Here is a 17,172-nt window from a genome sequence, read left to right as displayed (position 1 = left end):
TTATAAGAAATAAGCAATTAAAAAACCTAAAATAACAGCCAATAATTTGGATAGATTGAAACTGTGATCTTTGCCAGTTTCAAAAATTATAGTGGTTGAAATATGCAAAAATATACCAATGACGATGGCATTAATATAGATAAGATATTCAGTAAAAATACCCGATTCTGTTCCTAGAAAAGTTCCTAGGGGAGTCATTAAGGCAAATAAAATTAGAAAAGTCCATACCTGCCATTTTTTACAATTTGTATGAAGCATTAGAACGGTCATTACGGCAGCGATAGGGATTTTATGGATTAATATTCCATAAACCATTGTATTCGATTCAGAAATTGGAAAACCTTCTAGTAAACTGTGGGCGCAGAGACTTAAAAACAATAGCCAAGGAAAAGTGTGGGTGTGTTCCAAATGAATGTGGCCATGCTCCGCACCTTTAGAAAAGAATTCCAAAACAATTTGAATTAAAATACCGATCATAATCAAAAGACCGGTGGTTTTAGCATCTAAGGATTCATAAACATGAGGCAGTAAATCGAAAAGGGTGAGTGCCAGTAAGAAGGCACCACTAAATGGCAACAATAACTTAGTGAAAAGCGATTTGTTTTTTCCTAGAAACAAGGTTATTAAAACCCCAATAATTACCGCCAATATTGGTAAAATGTAGATGAAAGATCCTTCCATTATTTCATTAAAGATTATTCAATTTTTAAAGCCTTTCAAATATTTATAAGCTAATGTACCGGCTAAAAATCCCCCAAAAATAGCGTATTTTTGGCACCAAAGGGATAATAAGATGAATGACAATTTTAATATGCTGGCCAAAACAATGTTTGGTTTTGAAGATATCCTAGCAAAAGAACTTTTGCAACTAGGGGCCATGGATATTAATAAAGGAGTGCGTAGCGTTAGTTTTGTTGGTGATAAAGGGTTTATGTACAAGGCTAATTTGGCTCTTCGCACCGCCATTAAAATTCTTAAACCAATAAAAACATTTAGGGTTTTTAATGAGGATGATTTATATAAACAAGTTTACAAATTGGACTGGGCAGCTCTGATACCTGATAACGGAACTTTGGCTGTAGATGCAACAGTTAACTCAAATCAATTTAAGCACTCAAAATTTATTGCTTTAAAAACCAAAGATGCTATCGTAGATAAAATTCGTGATGTAAGGGGAAATCGGCCCAATATCGATTTAAGGTATCCCTCATTAAAAATTAATGTACATATAGATAAACAAGTTTGTACCATTTCTTTGGATACCTCTGGAGAATCCTTGCATCAACGTGGTTACAAAACAGCCACGAATATTGCACCCATAAATGAAGTACTAGCTGCTGGCTTGTTATTGCTTTCTGGTTGGGATGGTAAATCTAATTTTTTGGATCCCATGTGTGGTAGTGGTACGATTCTTATAGAGGCTGCTATGATTGCTTGTAATATTCCCCCTAATTTAATGCGAAAGGAGTTTGCCTTTGAACGTTGGCAAGATTGGGATGTGGATTTGTTTGAAACAATTGAGGAATCCTTGTTGAAAAAGGTTCGTGATTTTCATTATAAATTAGTTGGCTATGACAAATCTCCTTCGGCAATAGCAAAGGCCAAGGGCAATATAGCTAATGCAAACCTTGAAGAATTTATTACAGTTGAGCATGAAGATTTTTTTAAATCTGAAAAGAATACACAAGGCCCTTTACATATGCTTTTTAATCCTCCATATGGGGAGCGATTGTCGATAGAAATGGAGTCATTTTATGCAGCAATTGGTGATACTTTAAAGAAAAGTTATACTAATACGGATGCTTGGTTTATAACCTCAAATTTAGATGCCTTAAAGCATGTAGGGTTACGTCCTTCACGAAAAATTAAGGTTTTCAATGCCAAGTTAGAATCTAGATTAGTGAATTATAAAATCTATGAGGGAAGTAAAAAAGCTAAGTACCAAGATTAAATTTCCTCCATAATTAAGAAAGGCTGTTCAGATGTGAACAGCCTTTCTTAATTATTAAAGGTTTACATTAAAAAGCCTTGTAATCAAATTTTTGACCGCCTACAGATGCTTCTGCCATTAACCCACCTTTTGTATGAGTAAATACAGCGACCCCGTCATCATATTTAGCATCGAAGGTTTCTCCAGATTTCAATGCAACGGCTGAAACTCCTGCATCGAAGGCAAAATTCCCCTCTTTAAAATGTTTAACCTCTTTTGAAGTTTCAAAGAAAATAACTTCAATTAGGGCTTGTCCACCTGCTTGTAATCCTATATTCAATTCTTTTACACCGGCCATTCCTTGCTTTTTTCCGCCTTGGTATAGAACTCCGTTACCCGAAGCACCACCCACTATAAAGCCTCCTTTGCCAACATTTGGAAAAATAACATAACCAGCCGCAGTGTTAAAATATTTTTTTAGACTCGGGCTTTCCTTTAATAACAATTCTTTAGCAGCTTCAGCATCTTTAATAACCTTTTTGTCTTTTTTGTTTTGCGCTGACATTGAGAAGGTTAACAATCCAATAACCAGCATTAACATAATTGGTTTCAACGTTTTCATATTGAGGGTTTTTAATTAATTAAATAGCCCTATAAAGTTACGTATTTGGTTTGCAAGAATTATGCGGTTGAGGTCGACTTTTTGCAGAAATTTAACGTTTATGGGGTATATGACTTTTTTAAAATATTCGTGTGGTGCTCAATATGATACGCTGTCCACTGCAACATTTCTCTGATAGGCATTTTCCCCATTAATGGGTGAGGTAATACAAGTTCATCTAAATTTTTGTCAGACAGATGCCGGGTTTTATAGACAAGTTTCATGTGTTCCATTTGAAGCCGATCTATAAAGTAAAATTTATCTTTTAACGGAGGTGTTTTCATATTTTTTGAAGGTCCAAATGTAGCATTTGGTTGATCTTCTAATTTCTGAAGGTATCTTGAAATTATTTCATCGTAGTTTCGCAAGGGCCTGTTTGTGGTGCCGAACCTTGATTTTAAAACAATACGAGGTAGGCTAAGGGCAAAATTTACAGGTTTTATCGCTTGTAACAAATGTTTTGCATGGCCTCCAGTAGACCATTTTCCTTTTGGTCCTGCTTCCCATAATTCATCATCCTGATTGGTTAAATACTCAATTAGGATATCGTTTTTCTTTTTGATTAATAAAGCAATCTCTTCTTTTTCCATTATTGGAGAATAATGAATAAAAAGTAATCATTTTTGGGAAAATTTAAAAAGTCTTTAAGGAGTTTGTTGCTTAACCTTTTTATCCTTTTTGAAAATTGGCACTAAATAGGAGATGTTATACCCATATCCAAAGCCTATTCTACCGCTGTCATAAGTCCTATTATAACCCGGAATATAAATGTTCTCAAAATTGGGGGGTTCATCATTGGTTAATAAGTACTTGAACTGAACATTAATACCCATATACAAATTACGTAAAATCTCGGCCTTTAAACCTATGATTAATTCGGTCCATATTGCAGAAAGGCCACTAAATTCAGGCCCATCTGTGTTGGTGTATGGATTGTCCCAATATTGGTCGGTGTTATAAATGGTATAACTAGTTAAGTTTTGTTTAAAACTACTAAGCCCAGCACGAAGACCACCATAAATAAGATTATCCATATCGAGCCAGTTTGTATAAAAATTGTAATCTACTCCCGCCTTGAAATAACTACCTGTTGTATTAACGGTTAAATAATCAGTTTCAGTTTCCTTATCCTCTGTTCCAATTTCACCTGCTAAGTAAAGATTTCGTGTCAAACGATAATCGCCTTGAATTTCGAAACCAGTATAACCTTCTTCAATTAGTGTTCGAGCAATTTTGCTCAAATCACCACCAAGCCTTAGGCCATATCTAACTTTATAAACTATGGTATCATTAGCCACTGTTAAGGTATCTGATTGTCCGTATCCAATATTGGTGGTAATCACCAATAATACAAGACTAATGAAAGAGATAAACGTGTGCTTCTGTTTCATTGTCAACGGTTGAATAAATTATTTCAGATAGACGTACCCAATTTTCAATACCTTCTGAAATTATTCTAATCTGAAGGTCGTTAAAGATGCTTTTATATCCACATGCTCGAGAAACATATACGAATTCAGGAGTATAGGTAACCTCGATTTCATCTATATTCGGGTTATTTGCGGCATCTTGAATAAATTGAAATTTAGTTGTTGTTGAAATTCCTTCTCCCTCAATATTCAATGGCAGGGCAATTGAATCTATATCTGCTAAATTGTAAATTGGTATCTCAGACCCTTCACCAAAAATGGTTAAATCATTAACTGTCTTGCCTGCATCTTGATTGTCAATATCAAAAAAACGGATAATTAAATGGGGTGTAGTAGGGGTGGCAGAACTACAGATATCATCACGTTCACAATTATATAGAACAATGATGAAGCCTAAAATAATCAATGCTAAGAAGGCCTTTAGCAAATTTCTATTGGAAGCTGAAAATAAGTTTGATGGAAAAATTCTCATGTATTGAGGCTGCTTTGTAGCAATCTAAATTCGTTTCAAAAGTACAACATTTTCTACATGGAAGGTCTGAGGAAACATATCCACTGGCTGCACTTTCTCAATTATATAATTCTCTTTCATTAACGCCAAATCTCTTGCTTGTGTTGCACTGTTGCAGCTGACATATACAATTTTTTCGGGTGCTATTTTAATAAGTTGTTCCACAACCGCTGGGTGCATACCATCCCGAGGCGGATCAGTAATTATAATATCAGGTTGTCCATGTTGTTTAATAAATTGATCTGTAAACACTTCTTTCATATCACCTACATAAAATTGGGTGTTGGTGATGTTGTTTGCCTTGGCATTTTCTTTTGCGGCTTCAATTGCTTCTGGAACTGCCTCAACACCAACAACTTTTTTGGCTTTGGAAGCGACAAATTGGGCAATGGTTCCTGTTCCAGTATACAGATCGAACACAATTTCATCGCCTTTTAAGTCGGCAAAATTACGTGTAACCTTATAAAGGTTATTAGCCTGCTCAGAGTTTGTTTGGTAAAACGACTTTGCAGTTATTTTAAACTGCAAATCTTCCATTTGTTCTAAAATATAATCCCGTCCATAATAGCAAATTACCTCTTGGTCATATATTGTATCATTTGCCTTAGAATTGATAACATATAACAGAGACGTAATTTCAGGAAACGATTCGATCAGAAAATTAAGTAAACCTTCCCGCTGCAACTTATCTTCCTTAAAGAATTGTAGCAGAACCATTATTTCGCCAGTGGAGCTTGTTCTTATCATAAGTGTTCGCAAAAGCCCTTCTTGGCGTTTAACATCAAAAAATTCCAAATTATGCTCTAAGGCGTAAGTTTTTATAGAATTTCTGATGGCATTGCTTGGGTCTTCTTGTAGCCAACACTTTTCAATATCTAATATTTTATCCCACATTCCAGGTATGTGAAAACCAAGAGCGTTTTTTTCTTCAATAATCTGTCCTGAACGTGATTCTTCTTCAGTAATCCAACGATTGTTGCTGAAGGAAAATTCCATTTTATTCCTGTAAAAATAAATTTTGTCTGATCTGAGAATAGGTGAAATTTCAGGAAGTTCTAGGTGGCCAATGCGTTTTAGGTTGTTTTCAACTTCTTTTTGTTTGTAATAGAGCTGATGCTCGTATCCCATATGCTGCCATTTGCAACCACCGCATGTGCCAAAATGTTGGCATTTGGGATCAGTTCTTTTTTCTGATAGTTTATGGAAGTGAATCGCCTTACCCTCAAAAAAGTTCTTTCTTTTTTTAAAGGTTTGAACATCGACAACGTCACCAGGTATTGCATTGGAAAGGAAAACCACCCTTCCGTCTGGGGATTTTGCAACGCTTTTCCCTTTTGCACCTGCGTCTATTACTTCAATTTCTGAAAAATGCTGTTTTTTACCTTTTCTGGCCATGCGGCAAAAATAGGATAATTGTATGGTTTGCTTCAATAATCCATTCATTTATTAGTAATTTGCAATCTCAAATTTTGGATGATTTCTCTCCATATAAGAAGGAATTGTGTAAGCTTAATTTAAATTTCAGAAAATGGCAGTTTTAGACCATTTAACATCGCAACAAGCGATGGACCTTGAAAACGAGTATGGCGCGCATAATTACCACCCTCTACCAGTTGTTATAAGTCGCGGCGAAGGTGTTTATGTTTGGGATGCAGAAGGAAAGAAGTATTATGATTTTCTGTCCGCATACTCTTCTTTGAATCAAGGCCATTGCCATCCAAAAATTATCAATGCCTTGGTAGGACAAGCGCAACAACTCACGCTTACCTCACGAGCATTTTATAACGATATGCTTGGCCGATTTGAAGAATTTGCTAGCAAGTTTTTTAAGTTCGATAAGCTTTTACCTATGAATACAGGAGCTGAAGCTGTGGAAACTGCTATAAAAATTTGCCGGAAATGGGCTTATGAGGTGAACGGCATTGATGAAAATGAAGCTAAAATTGTTGTTTGTGAAAATAATTTTCATGGCAGAACCACAACGATTATTTCATTTTCCAACGATCCCGTCGCAAGGAAAAACTTTGGACCGTATACTCCAGGTTTTATAAAAGTGCCTTATGACGATTTAGAATCCTTAGAAAATGCCTTAAAATCAGACGATACAATAGCCGGTTTTTTAGTAGAGCCAATTCAAGGTGAGGCAGGTGTTTATGTGCCTTCCGATGGGTACTTACGGCAGGCAAAGGCTTTATGTGAAAAGTATGGCATACTGTTTATCGCAGATGAGGTGCAGACGGGTATCGGAAGAACAGGCCAATTGTTGGCGGTAGATCATGAAAATGTGAAACCAGATATGCTTATTTTAGGTAAAGCCTTAAGTGGAGGGGTATATCCAGTATCAGCAGTGTTGGCAAACAATGAGATTATGAAGGTAATTAAGCCTGGTAACCATGGAAGCACTTATGGTGGGAATCCATTAGCAGCTGCTGTAGGAATGGCCGCCTTGGAAGTAATCCGCGATGAAAATTTGACTGAAAAAGCCGAATATCTTGGCAAATTATTCAGAAAAGAATTAAATGAATATATCGCCAATACTGAGAAAGTATTGTTGGTTAGAGGCAAGGGCTTGTTGAATGCTATTGTAATTAATGATGATGAAGATGGGGATACGGCTTGGAATATTTGTTTAAAATTGAGAGATAATGGTTTGCTAGCCAAACCTACCCATGGCAACATCATACGATTTGCACCACCCTTAGTCATGACAGAGGAACAAATTAAAGAGTGCGTTTCTATTATAGTTAATACACTTAAAGAATTTGAATAAGAAAAGAGGCCATCAGGCCTCTTTTAATTTATATTCTATTTGAAATTATTCGGTTTGAATACCGATTTGTTCAAAAATTTCTTGTTGCTGTTCCATGTAACCTTCCCAGCCTCCAGCGCCCATAATCTGATAGATGGACATAATTAATGCGATAACTGCTAGTACCAAGCCCACAATAGCCACAATTTTAGCGGTTTTAACTTGACTGTAATTGCTGTATAATTCTGGATTTTCCATATACAGGGCTTCGTCTTTGCGTGCCAAATAGAAAGCAATTCCCGACATGACTAGCCCTCCTATACCCATACTGCAACAGCAGGCTATAAATGAGATTATTCCTAATACCAGGGAAATGGTAGCATTTGGTAGTTTTTGTTGTTCCATAGTGATAAGTTAATAATTTAGAAGTTTCAATATATAATTTCCCACCATTATAAGAACGGTGAGGATTGTTAGTGATATTATAATAATATTGGAATATTTAAATGATTTGAAATGGTTGACAATAACAACCACGAAAAGTAATATTAAGCTGTAAATCGCAGGATACATATAAAATGCACCGACAAAATCGCCACTAAATAACATCCAAAATGACCTTTGAAGCCCACAACCCATACACTCAAAACCAAACAGGGATTTATTGAGACATGGAAGCATAAATTGTTCAGAAGCCATAACGTTCGCTTAGATCATAAAGGTATCATTATTTGAATTACATCCAAAAAAGTTTAATGTTCAATTATATACCTATTTTTACATTCTAGAATTTGAATTATGAGCAAATTACCGAGGCCAATTTGTTATGCGATGATAATAATTGGGTTTTTATTAGCTTTTTACGGGCAAGGAAAATCCGAGGCAAGTCAATATATTATGATTGTTGGCTTGGTACTATTAATGGCTGGAATTTATGGTGTTAGCTCGAAATTATCATCACGAAATGATGACTCTGGATCATGAAACGTTTTAAAAAAGGAGACTGGGTTTCTGCCCTTGATGAAGATTTTGAAGGCGCGGTAACCTCTGTAAAAGGAGATAGCGTTTTTGTTGAAGATGAAAATGGTTTCGAACTCGAATTTAGGGCTAATGATTTAGTTCTCATGAAAACAGATCATTTAGATTCTGTCTTTTCAAAACATTCGTTTCAATCTGTTATGAGTGAAAAGGATGCGAATACAAAACGGCAAAAGCCAACTATTCTAAAAACAAAAAAACAATCCATACTTAAGGTTGATTTGCATAGTTCAGAAATTCTGGAGAGTGAAAAGGGAATGACGCCTTTTGAAATTTTGGAATTTCAGTTAAATACCGCTAAGCGGCAATTAGATTTTGCCATAGATAAGAAAATCCCCAAATTAATTATAATCCATGGGGTAGGTGAAGGGGTTCTAAAAATGGAGATTGATACAATTTTAAGGCGTTATGACAATATTGAATTTTTTGACGCCGACTATAAAACTTATGGCTACGGCGCTACCGAAGTTCGTATTTTCCAGAATCCCGCTAATTAAAATCAGGTCTAAACCTCTCGTTTTCAGATTTTTCTATTTCACCAAAATATAAATACGTCTGAGTGAGATTAGAAAGGTTGATGTTTGCAATTTCAACGGTAAGAACAAATGTATTTTGAATTGTATGTGTTCTGTACCTTGTGGCTGGAACCGTTGTGTTCACATCTGGATTTAAGTAATCTGGTCCAATTTCAGTATTAGTTATATCATTGGCAGGATTTGGCTCATCATCATCAGAAGAAAAGTTTTCTTCATCTCTAGTTAAAACCCCATCACCATCATCGTCATTGTCTAAATAATCAGGTATACCATCTCCATCAAAATCTCTAGCGTCAGACAACCCATTGGCGGATGAAAAATTTACTTCCTCATTAGTGGTTAATACATTGTCACCATCATCATCAATATCTATATAATTTGGGATACCGTCGCCATCAGTATCATCATTAGTTAAATCACCATCTCCATTAATATCCTCAAACTCTGCAGGAATGCCATCATTATCGTCTTGGAATTTTTCTACGGTCAAGGTGACAATTCCGGAGCTACTTTCGTCATCTTTTACAACGTTTAGATCGGCTGGAGGTATATCATTGCAAAATGGGTTTGAAGGTAGGCTGCTATAAGTTCTATAATTGAATCTATTCGATGTGCCATTTATGGTATAAGTGCGTGTTATTGAAGTTGCATCACCCATTTCGGCAAAGAGATCATCAATATTTACGTTCTGTAATTGTATTGAAAGGGTTTCAGCTGGATCGTTTTTTTCTTTGTAAAAAACAACAGTTCCACAATATTCAACATTATTATCGAAATCTAAGCTAACTTCTATAATGTCCCCATCATCACAACTGAGAGAAAAAATGGTAATTAATATAAAGATGAATCTACCGAATTTCATTAAGTTCAGATTTAGCAACAAAAATAGGGTTTTGATATTTTAAACGAAGCTTCTATGATTTAATTTTAATCGACTAATTTTGTAGGCCAAATTGAAGGATTCATCTCAAAGCGACAATTAAAATGCATCAAGTTTATCTCGATAATGCCGCAACAACGCCTATACATGATAAAGTGTTAGATGTTATGATGCAAACTTTAAAAAATAATTTCGGTAATCCTTCATCAACACATAGTTATGGTAGGTCATCTAAATCTATAATTGAATCCTGCAGAAAAAGGATTGCGGGTCATTTTAATGCCTCAGCATCTGAAATAATTTTTACTTCAGGAGGTACAGAAGCTGATAATTTAATATTAACGAGTGCTGTAAAAGACTGTGGGGTTTCCAATATTATCTCAACAAAGATTGAACACCATGCCGTTTTGCATACTCTCGAAAAGTTGGAAAAAGATTATAAGGTTAACATCACTTATCTTCCTTTGGATGATTTTGGAAGTGTTCGAACTCAAGATTTGGAAATTGCACTTAAAAATACCGCTGGCAAGACTTTGGTAAGTTTAATGCATGTAAATAATGAAATTGGTAATCTGCTCGATCTTCACGCAATAGCAATTCTGTGTAAAGAATACAATGCATTGTTACATAGTGACACCGTTCAGTCCATAGGTCATTTTAATATTGATGTAAAAGAAACCCCAATTGATTTTATGGTGGCCAGTGCCCATAAATTTCATGGTCCTAAGGGAGTTGGTTTTGCATTTCTTAGAAAGGGTTCCCGTTTGAAGCCCTTTATTCATGGCGGTGAACAAGAGCGCGGTATGCGTGCCGGGACCGAAAGCATTCATAATATTGTTGGTTTGGCGGAGGCGTTAGATATCGCCTATGAAATGCTTCAGGAGGATAAAGCATATATTCTTGATCTTAAATCTTATTTTATATCCGGGTTGAAGAAGCGATTTCCGAACATTCAATTTAATGGCTGTTCCGGTGATTTAACTAAAAGCACCTATACGCTTGTAAATGTGCGATTGCCAATTTCCCCAGATAAAGCAAGTTTGTTACAGTTTCAATTGGATTTGAAGGGAATAGCGTGTTCTAGAGGAAGTGCTTGTCAAAGTGGTAGTGCACAAGGGTCTCACGTTCTGGAGGAATTATTGGAAGGAGAGGAATTAGCAAAACCCTCAATACGGTTTTCATTCAGCAGATATAACACCAAAGAAGAAATTGACTATACGCTGCAGGTCCTTTCAGAATTTCTGAAGAATTAATAATCAGGTATATTCTGGCCCAAATAAATATCCCTTCGGGCTTCCCAAATCCCTTTGTTTTTCTTAAGCGTAATGACACCAGAACCTGCTCTTGCTTCATTACCCTTGTCAAATTCGGAATTAAAATTAGGATCGTCCCTGAAAAATATATCATCGATATAATAGGGTATAGTATTTGGTTCTTTTATGGTCATGTGGATATGCTGCGGGGCAATGGAATTAGGGTAGGAAGCAGGCCTGAAGGTGTAGATTTCAAAGTGGCCAGATTTATCTGTTTTAATCCAACCGCGATGGATTCCGTGCCGTGCAATCCAATTTTTAGTTTTTCCTTTATTATCATAAATACCCTCTTGGTTAGTATGATAGAAGTATAGGATGATATCTTCTGCCGGGGAAACCCCATCGTTTTTATAAATCGTACCGTGGATTTTAATTTTGGGTGAGTATTCCTTGAATCCTGGAATTGTATCAGTTTCATTCAGAAATTTATCACCATACTCATATAGAGCCTCACAACCTTCACATTTGCCTCCAACATTACGAAGATCATTATCCCTTATTTGCGATTGGCACGACAATGAGATAACACATGAAAGAATTAAGAATTTCTTGCTGTAAAAAGTTATTTGATCAAAACTCATATGCGTCCATTTCAACTTTATTTTTTCCTTTCAACCATAGGTTTAAATTATTTTAGTATGTCAAGGATCCCTTTTATTGGAATCATTGCCAATTCTGGTCTGTAATTTATTTCGTGCTGCAATTCTAGTAGAGCTTTTTCCATCATAAATACCCTTAACAAATCATTATTGTCATCAATGTTCTCGGAAACCATATCTGGATATTTAATGGAATTTAAATAGTTGGTTAAGTAGATTCTGCTCATATAATGAAACCATGCGTATGCCCATTCTTCGAGATTTCCTTCGCTACCATGTTTAGAATATTCTGGTTCTAAATAAGTCATGTAAGTTACATAATGAAAGGAGCGTAGCATTGAGGCTACATCTCTTAACCCATTTCTTCTAATTCTTCTGTCACTGAATGATTTCTGGTTGTCTCCTTCAAAATCTTGTAATAAGAAATTTTTTCCTGTCCAAATAAAGCGGGATAGGTGCAAATCGCCATGTGTACGAAATTTTAGGATAGGAATTTTGTACTTATATACCTTTTTTAAAAGTTCTAAAACCTCCTTTTTCTTTGATAGCAACACATTTCCGTCTTCAATTGCATAGTTAGGTAATTTTTGAAATTGTGAATCTAAATCTTGGAAAGCGGAACGCGTAAGTCCTTGAAGACCTGAGAATACCGATCGCTGGTAGTGTAAAGAAAATTCTTCAGTTGAAAAGGCTTCTTTGTCAGATAATTTAACAAGATTGTTGTGTAATTCAGCGGTCAATTTACCAAGTTGGGCAGCCCTTTCGCAATTTATTACACCCAAGAAATGTTTCATAGATTGAGGTAAATCATTGTAGTCTATGGCTTGAAAATAATCGGTATTAAGTTTAGGAACTTTAAATTTTTTCGGTTCAGTTAAAATAGAATCGAAATAGCGTTTCACTAAGTCTATCATCCAATAACCTGTGTCTTCCTGGTGTTCCGCCCCTTGGTAAAGTATACCTAATACTTGATTATTAGCGCCAGAAATGTTTACAGAGATGGAACCTATATACTCAGGCGTTAATTTTTGCGAGAACGATGAAAACGCTTTCATTACCTCGCTATCAGGATGCTCTATTATATCAAGTTTTCTATAAAATTTATAGTGTAACCCATCAGGAAATTCAAATTCTGGCATTCTAGAATTTCCATTTTTAAGCTCAACCCTGTATTGACTTGGCTGAGGTTCAAATTGAATTTGGAATTGATTTAGCTGTAAGCCTTCATTTGTAAATTCCGAATTATTTAATAAACGATGAAATAAAAGCCGCCTAAATTCTACATTTTGAGAGCCTTCTTGAACAAAACCCCTAAACCTGCCATTTTCAACTTCACATATTACATGGGTGAAATCTTGAATTGATTTTTGATTCGAGGAAAGTAGCCTTTTGGAAATTGGGAGCTGATAAAGCTCTGGCAAACCCTCATTATACTCTAATTCTAAAAGAAGAATTTTATGATTTCCTTCGGTGTCTATATTTACGGACTTAATGATTTTTAGATCCTGAACAATTCTATCTTTTAAATTGTACCAAGGTTGGTCGATGATGTATTTTAATAAATTGCCTTCGAAATCCTGCTTTTGTATTTTAATTAACAACTCATCCAAGCTATCAATTTTAAAAGTGCTGAACTTGTTATTGGTATCTTGGTTAGATTCATTTATAGATTTAAGTTGAAACCAGTAATAGCCAAATGGTGAAAGTGTAAACAAGTAAGATTTATCAGTAATTTTAGGAAACTTTATTCTGCTAAAAACTTCTTCTGGTATAAGATTTTTATAGTTTGACAGGTCTAATTCAGCGGGTTGGGAAAACCTTGAAAGATTACAAATCACCAAAATAATTTCCTCTTCATACGTTCTGGTAAATGCTAAAATTTTTGAATTCTTGGGAGATAAGAAATTGATTTCTCCTCTTCCAAAAGCTTTAAAGCGTTTGCGCATAGCCATAATACGTTTCATCCACCAAAGTAGGGAGGAAGAATTCATTAGCTGTGTTTCCACGTTAACTGACTCGTATTTGTATTCTGGGTCTATAATGGTTGGAAGGTACAGTTGATGGGGGTTGGCGGTGGAAAAGCCTGCGTTTCTTTCTGAAGACCATTGCATTGGAGTTCTCACTCCATCTCTGTCACCTAAGTAATAATTGTCGCCCATTCCTATTTCATCACCATAGTACAGTATTGGAGTTCCAGGAAGAGAGAAAAGCATAACATTCATCAGCTCAATTTTACCTCTATTGTTTTCTAATAAACGTGCTAAACGATGACGGATGCCAACATTTATTTTTGCTTTTGGGTCCCTGGTATAAACTTTATACATATAATCTCGCTCTTCATCAGTAACCATTTCAAGAGTTAATTCGTCATGATTACGAAGAAAAATTCCCCATTGACATCCTTCTGGAATTTCAGGTGTTTGGTCTATTATGTCAATAATCGGATATCTGTTTTCCATTTTTACAGACATGAACATCCTAGGCATTATCGGGAAATGATAATTCATATGGCATTCATCCCCATTCCCAAAATAGGCTGCAGAATCTTCAGGCCACATATTTGCTTCTGCCAAAAGCAATTTGTTTTCCCATTTAGAATCCATATGGCTTCTAAGTTTTTTTAGAAAAACATGCGTTTCAGGTAAATTTTCGCAATTGGTGCCATCGCGTTCAAATAAATAGGGTATGGCATCTAACCTAAACCCGTCGACCCCAAATTCGCACCAAAAGTCTAATATGTTTAGAACTTCCTTTTGGACTTCTGGGTTGTCAAAATTTAAATCTGGCTGATGTGAAAAAAAACGATGCCAGTAATAGGCTTTGGCTTCGCTATCCCAACTCCAATTGCTAGGTTCAGTGTCGGTAAATATTATTCGCGCGTCTTTATACTTTTCGGCAGAATCACTCCAAACATAAAAGTCTCTTTCAGGACTTCCTTTTTCTGCTTTACGTGCTTTTTGAAACCAAGGGTGTTGGTCTGATGTATGATTAATAACTAGCTCTGTGATGACTTTGAGGCCTCTATTGTGAGCTTCGGAGATGAATTTTTTAAAATCCTTTAAATTTCCATACGATGGGTTGATGCTGTAATAATCTGCTATATCATATCCGTCATCTCTCAGTGGTGAAGGGTAAAAGGGCAGAAGCCAAATTGCCGTTACCCCTAAATCTTCAAGGTAATCAAGTTTTTGCAACAACCCTTTAAAGTCCCCAATACCATCTCCGTTACTATCAAAGAAAGCTTTTATGTGCAGTTCGTAAATTATGGCATCTTTATACCAATCTGTTGTATTTAAAAGGGAATTGTCTTGCATTTAATGGGTTTTCCTGTAAAATATTTTAAAATTGAAACAATCCCAAGTTCAATGCAGTTAAAAAATGTGAAAGTTTAATATTGAGAAATAATATGTTAACTGACTTCTCTTTACTTTACGATTGAATTATTCGTTGTAACTGTCTAATTTTTAATATGCTAATTTAATTTTGTTAGCCATTAACATTTGACATTTTAATAAAAAGGTTTATCTTTAAAAATCTCCCGAATTAACTAATGGTTTAACCATTAAATTCCAAGTATGCGATTTTCTCGATTAATCTTGATGGCAGCAGTATGCATGCCCTTATTTTTATTTTTCAATTGTTTAAGCTCTGATAATTCAGAAAAAAACATGGCGATAACGGTTGATGACATTGGGTTATATGACCAGAATGATGATTTCCATAATCTGTATTATTATGATGATGCCAATGCAATAGTGTTATATGTGCAAGGAAATGGGTGTCCTATGGTGCGAAATGGATTCAGGACTTATGAGACCATAAGCAATGAATTTAAGGACAAAGGTGTTCAATTCTTTATGGTAAATTCCAACCTTCAGGATGATCGAGATGAAATTGGCCAAGAAGCGGACGAGTACGGGATGTCACTTCCTATATTAATTGATAACCATCAGTTCTTGGCTGAAAATTTGAATTTAACTAGAACAGCGGAAACCATAGTTATTGATCCTTCGGATTGGTCTTTAGTATACCGTGGACCGATTGATGATCAATTAGGCTATGAAGGGCAAAAGATTGAGCCGGAAAACGACTATTTAAGGAATGCTCTCAATTCTTTTTTGAATGGAGAAAAAGTTCAGGAGCCCTATGTGCGTTCAAAAGGTTGTGCCATAAAAAGAGGATTACCACAAGAAGCTAAAGAAGATTTGACATTTATAGATGATATCGCACCTATTTTAGAAACCAAATGTACTCAATGTCATGTTGAAAATGGTATTGGTTCTTGGGCAATGACTGATTATTATACGGTATATGGTTGGTCTGAAATGATAAGGGAGGTGATTCTGAATAAACGCATGCCGCCTTGGCAGGCAGACCCAAAATATGGACATTTTAAAGAAGACTTGTCTTTAACTGAGCAGGAAGTAAGGAATATTGTAGGTTGGATTGATAATGGTATGCCTTTAGGTATAGGGAACAATCCTCTAGCCAAAATTAAACCCTTTCAACCTGAATGGAAATTTGGAGAACCAGATACAATATTTGAATTAACTGAAAGGCACCTACCAGCGACAGGTTTGATTGATTATATGTACCAAGAATTTCCTATGGATGATTTGCCAGAAGATATGAAGGTAAGGGCGGTTGAGGTTGTACCTGGTAATCCAGAAGTTTTACATCATATTCTCGCAACAATACGGTATCCAGATGGTACAGAATCTCCAGTTGAAAGAAAACGTGGGCCTTGGTTGGATGGCATTTTTATAGGCTGGGCACCTGGAGGTGGCCCTGAGTTATTTCCTGAAAATTCGGTTAGGACAATTCCTAAAGGGTCAAAGTTAATTATTCAATCGCACTACACTGCAAATGGTAAGGAAGCCATCGACAATTCAAAAATTGGATTGTATTTCGCGAAAAATGAATCGGAAAAAGAATTGGTGTCTTTAGGGCCAGCTAATTTTGAGTTTGTATTAGAGCCGTACAAAAAGAATGTTGAGGTAGAAGCAGTGGAAGAAATTAAGGACGATATTAAATTATACAGCCTTTTTCCACACATGCATTTTAGAGGTAAAAGCTTTAAATATGTTGTGGAATACCCAAATGGAGAAGAAGAGGTTGTATTGAATGTTCCAAACTATAACTTCAATTGGCAGCGTAATTATTATTTAGAAAATCCAATTGAAATTCATGGCGGCTCCAAATTGAAATTATCAGCTGTTTTTGATAATAGCGGCCAAAATCCATTTAACCCAAGCCCCCAAGATTCTGTAAAATGGGGAGAGCAAACAATGGATGAAATGATGATTGGTTATTTCAATTTTGTCTATGATAAAAAGCCTAAGAAAATTCTTGAGGAACTAGCCGCATCGGATTAAAAAGTTTTTAAGGAACCCTTTGTAACTTTTGCTTTAAAATTCAATCGATTAATTAAATCCTTAAAAACATTGTTAATTACTTTGTTTATGCGGTGTTTTATGTTTTTAGGTGAAACCTTATATTAGCGACGAACCTAAAAAAATCTGAAT

The 17,172-nt window shown here is 35.6% G+C and carries 16 protein-coding genes; 5 read left to right on the top strand and 11 right to left on the bottom strand.

Annotated elements, in window-relative coordinates; translation table 11 throughout:
* Entirely contained in the window at positions 1 to 681 is a 681-nt protein-coding gene (locus ISU00_RS15880) for a ZIP family metal transporter (RefSeq protein ID WP_228851657.1), read from the bottom strand.
* A 112-nt stretch (positions 682 to 793) separates the two neighbouring features.
* On the opposite strand from ISU00_RS15880, the gene ISU00_RS15875 reads away from it, so the two are divergent.
* Positions 794 to 1,951: a THUMP domain-containing class I SAM-dependent RNA methyltransferase gene (locus ISU00_RS15875; RefSeq protein WP_228851656.1), complete on the top strand. Its 1,158-nt coding sequence runs from the start codon at positions 794 to 796 to the stop codon at positions 1,949 to 1,951.
* Between the two features lie 67 nt (positions 1,952 to 2,018).
* Here ISU00_RS15875 and ISU00_RS15870 read toward each other — a convergent pair whose 3' ends face one another.
* The 5 genes from ISU00_RS15870 to rlmD all read right to left on the bottom strand — a co-directional run bounded on the left by ISU00_RS15870 (position 2,019) and on the right by rlmD (position 5,927).
* Positions 2,019 to 2,552 carry a lipid-binding SYLF domain-containing protein gene (locus ISU00_RS15870; RefSeq protein WP_228851655.1) on the bottom strand — a complete coding sequence of 178 codons (534 nt, stop codon included), beginning with the start codon at positions 2,550 to 2,552 and terminating at the stop codon, positions 2,019 to 2,021.
* A 98-nt stretch (positions 2,553 to 2,650) separates the two neighbouring features.
* Positions 2,651 to 3,181, bottom strand: a complete 531-nt coding sequence (locus tag ISU00_RS15865) for a DinB family protein (protein ID WP_228851654.1) — start codon at positions 3,179 to 3,181, stop codon at positions 2,651 to 2,653.
* 54 nt (positions 3,182 to 3,235) lie between these two features.
* Positions 3,236 to 3,982: a DUF6048 family protein gene (locus ISU00_RS15860; protein ID WP_228851653.1), complete on the bottom strand. Its 747-nt coding sequence runs from the start codon at positions 3,980 to 3,982 to the stop codon at positions 3,236 to 3,238.
* Positions 3,948 to 4,493: a DUF6452 family protein gene (locus tag ISU00_RS15855; protein WP_228851652.1), complete on the bottom strand. Its 546-nt coding sequence runs from the start codon at positions 4,491 to 4,493 to the stop codon at positions 3,948 to 3,950. Before ISU00_RS15855 ends, ISU00_RS15860 begins: the two co-directional genes overlap by 35 nt.
* Before the next feature lie 24 nt (positions 4,494 to 4,517).
* Positions 4,518 to 5,927, bottom strand: coding sequence for a 23S rRNA (uracil(1939)-C(5))-methyltransferase RlmD (gene rlmD, locus ISU00_RS15850; protein WP_228853748.1), 1,410 nt, complete (start codon positions 5,925 to 5,927; stop codon positions 4,518 to 4,520).
* Between the two features lie 133 nt (positions 5,928 to 6,060).
* Here rlmD and rocD point away from each other — a divergent pair, with 133 nt between their 5' ends.
* Positions 6,061 to 7,302, top strand: coding sequence for an ornithine--oxo-acid transaminase (rocD, locus tag ISU00_RS15845; protein WP_228851651.1), 1,242 nt, complete (start codon positions 6,061 to 6,063; stop codon positions 7,300 to 7,302).
* A gap of 45 nt (positions 7,303 to 7,347) precedes the next feature.
* On the opposite strand, the gene ISU00_RS15840 is transcribed toward rocD, so the two are convergent.
* Together ISU00_RS15840 and ISU00_RS15835 are read right to left on the bottom strand one after the other, a co-directional pair.
* Complete coding sequence (locus ISU00_RS15840) at positions 7,348 to 7,686, bottom strand: CCC motif membrane protein (RefSeq protein ID WP_228851650.1); 339 nt, start codon at positions 7,684 to 7,686, stop codon at positions 7,348 to 7,350.
* A gap of 9 nt (positions 7,687 to 7,695) precedes the next feature.
* Entirely contained in the window at positions 7,696 to 7,920 is a 225-nt protein-coding gene (locus ISU00_RS15835) for a DUF2752 domain-containing protein (protein ID WP_394368539.1), read from the bottom strand.
* Between the two features lie 341 nt (positions 7,921 to 8,261).
* On the opposite strand from ISU00_RS15835, the gene ISU00_RS15830 reads away from it, so the two are divergent.
* Complete coding sequence (locus ISU00_RS15830; RefSeq protein ID WP_228851648.1) at positions 8,262 to 8,816, top strand: Smr/MutS family protein; 555 nt, start codon at positions 8,262 to 8,264, stop codon at positions 8,814 to 8,816.
* Here ISU00_RS15830 and ISU00_RS15825 read toward each other — a convergent pair.
* Positions 8,809 to 9,717, bottom strand: a complete 909-nt coding sequence (locus tag ISU00_RS15825; protein WP_228851647.1) for a hypothetical protein — start codon at positions 9,715 to 9,717, stop codon at positions 8,809 to 8,811. The genes ISU00_RS15830 and ISU00_RS15825 overlap by 8 nt on opposite strands.
* 122 nt (positions 9,718 to 9,839) lie before the next feature.
* On the opposite strand from ISU00_RS15825, the gene ISU00_RS15820 reads away from it, so the two are divergent.
* Positions 9,840 to 10,988: a cysteine desulfurase family protein gene (locus ISU00_RS15820; RefSeq protein ID WP_228851646.1), complete on the top strand. Its 1,149-nt coding sequence runs from the start codon at positions 9,840 to 9,842 to the stop codon at positions 10,986 to 10,988.
* Here ISU00_RS15820 and ISU00_RS15815 read toward each other — a convergent pair.
* Positions 10,985 to 11,629, bottom strand: coding sequence for a dioxygenase family protein (locus ISU00_RS15815; protein ID WP_228851645.1), 645 nt, complete (start codon positions 11,627 to 11,629; stop codon positions 10,985 to 10,987). The genes ISU00_RS15820 and ISU00_RS15815 overlap by 4 nt on opposite strands.
* A 47-nt stretch (positions 11,630 to 11,676) precedes the next feature.
* The gene (gene treS / locus ISU00_RS15810) at positions 11,677 to 14,961 is read right to left on the bottom strand and encodes a maltose alpha-D-glucosyltransferase (protein ID WP_228851644.1); all 3,285 of its coding nucleotides are present in this window, start codon (positions 14,959 to 14,961) and stop codon (positions 11,677 to 11,679) included.
* Positions 14,962 to 15,315: 354 nt separating this feature from the next.
* On the opposite strand from treS, the gene ISU00_RS15805 reads away from it, so the two are divergent.
* The gene (locus ISU00_RS15805; RefSeq protein WP_228851643.1) at positions 15,316 to 17,022 is read left to right on the top strand and encodes a redoxin family protein; all 1,707 of its coding nucleotides are present in this window, start codon (positions 15,316 to 15,318) and stop codon (positions 17,020 to 17,022) included.
* Positions 17,023 to 17,172: the final 150 nt, after the last annotated feature.

This window comes from Aegicerativicinus sediminis (assembly GCF_015476115.1).
GTDB lineage: Bacteria > Bacteroidota > Bacteroidia > Flavobacteriales > Flavobacteriaceae > Aegicerativicinus > Aegicerativicinus sediminis.
This window is presented reverse-complemented; position numbering and strand designations above follow the sequence as displayed.